Here is a 6,322-nt window from a genome sequence, read left to right as displayed (position 1 = left end):
GATGCACTGTGCCCCCTTTTTACTAACGATGCAGATTATTTTCGCTTCTGTATCATATAGGCGCGTAGTTGCGGATTTGAGGTATATGAAAAAAGGAAAAGAATACACTCCAGTGTTTCAGAAGCAATATCCGGAGTATTCATTAAATAATCTGTTTTTGACTTATGCGAATGGAGAAGGAAAAATTTTGCAGATCACTCATAGGAAGTATGGGTATTTTACTCCAGTAATTTCTATACCACTGCTTAATTTCCTTGCATATTTCGAGAAAGATTTTATAACGGCCTGTCATACAGGAAGGAATAAACAGGGAAATCTAGAAACAATAGTAGTTTTTAATCATAAAAAATTAAATTACATTCATTTATTAAGGGTGGAAATAAATGAGAATCAATTGTTTATGAAAACTCCTGTTTTGAAAGCTGATTTTTATTCAAATATACCACAACATTTTATAAAAAGTTTATTACTATGAAGGTGATAAGATTGATATTATTTTTAACGATGTTTCCAGTAATTAGCTTTGCACAACTGGAGCAAACGAAATTGGTTTTAACCGATGGGATAGATGATGGTTTGTTAAAACAAGCAATTGAAAATAATGTGTCATGGCTTTTACAAGAATGCAACAAGGCCGTAATGACAGGTGATAAACCAGATATTGAGGGTGATAATATTACGAAGGATGCTCGTAAGGAAATTCGAGAAATGTGGAAGACTAGTCCGATGGCCTGTCCGGTTTCACAAATTGAAGAAATTTGTATTCAAACGGCTTCAGGATACCAAGTGCGTAATATACCTGTAACTATGATGGCTGCCAATGATTCTGTAAAGGATCAGGAAGTGGTAATCAGTTTAACAGATCGGGGGATAATTGATGGAGTGGCAATAGCCATAAACGAGCATAAATATCAGGAAATTATGTCAGAACATGAATCTGTGTCTGATTTATATCGTCGTCAGGTTATCGTTGACTTTGTAGAAAATTATAGAACTTCTTATAATCGGAAAGACTTAAAATACATTGAATCAGTATTTAGTGACAATGCTTTGATTATTACAGGCAAAGCTATTAAGGAAAAACCAAAGTCAGATTATACATTACAATCACTTGGAACTGAGAAAATTGTCTATCAGAAGCGTACTAAAAAGGAATACATTTCTAATTTGAAGAAGGTATTTGCATCCAATAAGTATTTGAACGTTATATTTGATGAAGTAGAGGTTATACAGCATCCGAAATTAACTGATATTTATGGGGTTACACTGAAACAGGAATGGAATTCAGATCAGTATCGTGATGTTGGTTTTGTATTCTTGATGATTGATTTTCAAGATGAGTTACATCCGTTGATCCAGGTACGTACTTGGCAGCCAGAAAAACTTGACGGAAAAGTTCTAGCTCGAGATGAAGTTTTTAATTTAGGAGATTTTGATATTGTTCGTTCGTTAGTTAATGATTAAATTTGAAATGCTATGAAAAAGCGATTGATTTTTTTATTGATTTGTGTGATTAGTACAGTTTTTACATCGTTTGCACAGCGTAATCTGGAAGTGAAAGATGTTAGTTCTGGATTGAATGTTTTTTCTGGAAAGGATACCGAGGCTGGTATGGTTATTTCTTGTCCGGCAAATATTTCTTTGACTTTTGAGTCTAGTCATGATAAAGTAGTTGATGTGTATAATACGGAACAGAAAGGTGAAGAAATGTATTACTATTTACGTTTTCAAACAGGGAAAAGGTATCGTGGACGTAAATTAATAATTCGCACTTCAGAATATGCTCCTGTGTTGATTATGGCAGAATTAAATCCAAAAGAACTGAAACAATATAAGTTGGTAGACCCGGATGTAGAGTTCGTTTATGGATGTTATTACGAGTACAGAAAACGAGGCACAGATTTTTTCCAGAAATGTATGTATGGGGAGGCTAAAGAGCAGTATAGTATAGCCAAAGAATGTTCTGATTGTCCTGCAGATTCTAATTTGGATGAACTGATTGCATCGATTGATACAATTATCGTGTGTCAAGATAAGGCAGCAGAAGCTTATCAATTATTGGATTATGAAAAAGCTAGCATGTATTATGGAAGGATATTGGAATTGAATCCATCTGATACGAATGCTTCCAACAAGCGTTATGAATGTATTCGTTATTTTGATACAGATTGTAATAAATATTATGATGCGGCTGAAGTGTATTATGAGGACGGGGAATATGAGAAAGCTTTAGAATTGTATCAGAGAGTTGTAGACCAGAACTGTGGAAATGCTGTACAGGCAAGTGAGAAAGCTAAAAATATTCGTGTAATGCAGCAAAGTAGAAATCAGCGCGTGCAGGTCTATGCTTATGAATATAGTAAAAGTGCACCTATTGGTATAACTATAGGAAAGTATCGGCAGCGTAAGGTTGGAGGATATTTTAGTTTGAGTTTTCATCCAGATCTTTTTAAGGCGTTGCAGAAAGATTATAGCAAACAGTTGGAGGCCGAAATGAATTTATCTTTTGGATGGACTATAAATCCTGTGCGTAAATTTCCTGTATGGATCTTTTTTGGTCCGGGATATACCGGAGTCGGTGAATTTGTGGATGAAGATGGCAATCCTTATATTGAATCGGATGAAGATTCTTCTTTGAGCGATAATGATGGCAATCAAAATTCAGACAAAAAGGATCCTTCTTTTAAACTTTATAGTGCTATATCAGCAGAAGTCGGTCTTTTAGGTAAAATAGGTCCATTAGTATTGCGCTATACTTACCAGTTACGTTTTTCCGTCTCTAAAGAATATGAAGATAAGATAAGCAGATCTCGACATGTGTTTGGTGTAGGTTTTTGTTTTTGATGTTTAGAGATTAATAAATCAAGTATAGGAACGGTAGAGGTGGTACGTACATCTCTGCCGTTTTATGTTAAAATAAGAATCATTAGTATGAAATTTGTTCGTATAATAATAAAAGTTTTCTTATCACTCTTGGTTTTGCTTCTTATGCTTTCCGGAGGGATATTTTGTTATTTGAAATATAAGCTTTTAACACCGGAACAATTGTCTGAATTAGTTACTCGCGAAATTAATAGACGTGCTAATGTGGAATTTTGTTGTGAAAGAGTGGATTTGAGTTATTGGGATAATTGGCCATTTATAGAGATTGTAGTAAAGGATGGAAGTTTTCAAATACAAGATAAGTCTATAAATGCAGAAGCACCATTTGCTGGAAAGTTTAAAAAAATATCGGGATCTATTCAGTTACTTAAGTTGTGGAAGGAACATGTTATTAGTATTGATAATATTTTAGTAGAAAATCTAGAGTTGGTTTATAATGCTGAGGAACCAATACCTAAGTTAACAAAAAAGAAAGGGCATAAATTAGCTTCTAAACTTTTGTCGGAAATAGATAGATTGCAGATTTCGCAGGGTGATATTAAACTAAAAATACCTCACCGGAAACAAATTTATAATTGTAAAAATGCTGATATATTGATTGAAGGAAAGCTGGGGCAAGGTTTTTCTGATATTTCATTGTCGGTTTCTTCTCCTGTGATGCAAGGTACAGGGTTACCATTGGACTCTATTTCATTTGATTTGTTTTGTCATGTTAAGTTAGATAAAGAACATGCCGGTGTTGAATTGTCAGATGCTCACTTTAAAATAAATGACTTTCCATTCAATTTGGAAGGAAAAATTATGAACTTGAAAAGGAAACAAGTACCATTTATTGATTTACAATTTGATTTGGGAGCATCTAGTTTAAAAGACCTGATAGCTTTTATTCCATCTGATTATTTCCCAATAAAAGAAGATTATCAAATAGATGGAACAACCATTTTGAAGGGTACAATTCACGGTGCTATGAAAAAGGATTCCTTGCCAGATTTACACATTCAAGGTAGTTTGGAACAAGGTAGGTTTCATTGGGCAGAATTAAGGGAGGATTTAGAGAATATTCAATTAAATTTGGAGATGAAATATTCATCTGCCTGTGCGGATTCATGTTTCCTAAGATTGAATCGTTTTTTTGTAAAAGGTATGCAGAGTGAAATAAATCTGGAAGGAACTGTAATGAATTTTGTTCGTGATCCGTATATAGAGGCTTGTATAAAGGGGAATCTGAATTTTGATTACATTGGAAAGAAGGTCCTGATGGATAAGAAGATTACATTGGCAGGGATGATGATGGTAGATGCAAGATTGGGATGTGCCGTTAATGAGTTGAGGAAAAAAAATTATCATTTAATAAAGGGAGCCGGAAAATTAAAAATACAGAATGTAGTATTTGATCATTTAGAGAAAGAGATACATTTTTTCATTCCTGATGTTTCTTTAGATTTTGGTTACGCTAAAAATGCCAGTGATTTTATAAAGCAGACAGAAGTCTTTTCTGGGGTTGCTGAGATTGATACATTGTGTCTGTCTTATAAAAAAAAGTTATTTGTTAATTTGTCTGATTTGCGTTTACGTTCCAATACGGCAATTTCATTGCGAAAGGATGAGGTTTCTCCAATCACTACTCATTGGAACTGTAAATTGTTGGATGCCAGATGGAATAATTCATCAGCCTGGACCTCTATTCAGAATTTAGAATTACATGTGGGAGTTAAACCAATTGGAAATAATCTATTAAATGGGGAAGGTGGACTTATGTTTAAGGCTGATAAGTTGAGATTCTTAAATCCATATAGGCAACAGGCTTTTATTTTTGATAAAATACAACTAATCTCTGAAATTCGTCCTGTAGAAGAAAAACGAAGGACAGGTGAGAAGCATAATCTGAAGGGAGTTCTGGAGTTTGAACGCTCTCAAATGTATATCCCTCAGTTTCCGATGTTGACTTGTATCAATCATGCCTATTTAGGTTTTCAGAATCATCAGTTAACATTGAATCGGCTTCATGTGCAAGCTGGTAAATCTGATTGCTTTCTGTCTGGTTCATTGTCTGTGGCTGATGCAAAAAATAAGAGAAGTGGTGTACCGCAGGTAGAAGGTTCCCTTCGTATCCTTTCTGCTAATATCGATTATGATGAGTTAGAGAGAACTTTGTCTTATGGAGTCTCTTCCGAGAAGTTACAGAATAGTAAGATGATGGCATTCGGAGACTTGAATAACTTAGAGAGTCAGTTGCATGTGCAAGAACCTATTAAACTTAAGCAACATCCTGTTTATATTTCTAAAAATATTGCATTGGAACTTCAATTTGACCTTGATCACATGAATTATAGGAATGTAGATTTACAGCATGTGCAGGGAAGCGCTTTTGTGAGAAATCAAGCTTTAAAGGCTCATTTAACTACACGTACGAACTTAGGAAAAGCCGAATTAGATCTTTTGTATAATAGTTTGCATAAGGATAAAGTTACTACTTGTTTTGATTTGAAGTTAAAAGATTTTTTAGTAGCGCAAGTACATGAAGTGATTCCTACTGTAAAAACCATATTCCCTTTAATAGAAACTATGGATGGATTAGTTAATTGTCGATTGACAGCAGTTGGTCCGGTAGATAATAGAATGCTTCCATTATTGGGGAATACCGATGCTATTTGTTCTGTGGATGGACGTAATCTGATTCTGATGGATAATGGAACATTTAAAGAAATAGCACGTCGTTTTCGATTTAAGAATAAGGAGAAACATGAGATAGATAAGTTATCGGCAAATTTAATATTGCATAAGAAGAAGATTGAAGTATTACCCTTTGTCTTGCAATGGGATCGATATAAAGCGATTGTGGGAGGGGAGCATAGTATAGATCTTACATACAATTATCACATGGATTTGTTAGATTCACCGATACCCATTGATTTTGGAATAGATTTAAGTGGCAAGGAAGGACAATTTAAATATAAATTGCGCAAATGTAAGTATAAAGATTTGTTTAAGGATGGAGGAATTCAATATGACGCAGAAGTTGAAAAACGTTTGAGTCGGATTCGTCAGGCAATTATACATCAGATGCAATAGAAGCTAAGATATATTTTACAAATAAAGGTAACCTTGAGTGCCGATTTTATGACTCATTTTTTAGTTGCAAATCAATGGCCTTATCGAAAATCGTTACAGAAAATTTTCCCGATTTTTCTGTAACGATTTAGTAACGGAACTTTGCCTGAAATGGGCATTTTAATGTCTTTTGGTTATCCACCGGATAAATAGAAAAAGTCCCGTAAAACGTTGATTTTACGGGACTTGTCTTAAATTGACTACCTAATGTCTTAGGTTTCAGCGGAGAGACAGGCTCTCGAACTTATACTTTCACAGAATATCATAAAACTGCAAACGACTGATAATCAAGTGTAAATTACAATATAGAGTAAAAGTAAATGTTTCT

4 protein-coding genes are annotated in these 6,322 nt (G+C 34.2%); all 4 read left to right on the top strand.

Features of this window, described 5'->3' with window-relative positions; translation table 11 throughout:
- The coding region (locus OCV81_RS17390) for a hypothetical protein (RefSeq protein ID WP_262640532.1) at positions 1-475 on the top strand (475 nt) is incomplete at its 5' end.
- Positions 472-1,464, top strand: a complete 993-nt coding sequence (locus tag OCV81_RS17385; protein ID WP_148331099.1) for a nuclear transport factor 2 family protein — start codon at positions 472-474, stop codon at positions 1,462-1,464. The genes OCV81_RS17390 and OCV81_RS17385, both read left to right, overlap by 4 nt.
- 12 nt (positions 1,465-1,476) lie before the next feature.
- The gene (locus tag OCV81_RS17380; protein ID WP_148331098.1) at positions 1,477-2,844 is read left to right on the top strand and encodes a tetratricopeptide repeat protein; all 1,368 of its coding nucleotides are present in this window, start codon (positions 1,477-1,479) and stop codon (positions 2,842-2,844) included.
- Between the two features lie 87 nt (positions 2,845-2,931).
- Positions 2,932-5,955, top strand: coding sequence for an AsmA family protein (locus OCV81_RS17375; protein WP_148331097.1), 3,024 nt, complete (start codon positions 2,932-2,934; stop codon positions 5,953-5,955).
- Positions 5,956-6,322: the final 367 nt, after the last annotated feature.

Origin of the sequence: Phocaeicola fibrisolvens (genome assembly GCF_025567125.1) — a bacterium.
In the GTDB taxonomy this organism is placed as follows: domain Bacteria; phylum Bacteroidota; class Bacteroidia; order Bacteroidales; family Bacteroidaceae; genus Phocaeicola; species Phocaeicola fibrisolvens.
This window is presented reverse-complemented; position numbering and strand designations above follow the sequence as displayed.

Coding starts and splice junctions, on each gene's coding strand:
- OCV81_RS17385 (WP_148331099.1), top strand. CDS start 472: ATGAAGGTGATAAGATTGATATTATTTTTAACGATGTTTCCAGTAATT.
- OCV81_RS17375 (WP_148331097.1), top strand. CDS start 2,932: ATGAAATTTGTTCGTATAATAATAAAAGTTTTCTTATCACTCTTGGTT.
- OCV81_RS17380 (WP_148331098.1), top strand. CDS start 1,477: ATGAAAAAGCGATTGATTTTTTTATTGATTTGTGTGATTAGTACAGTT.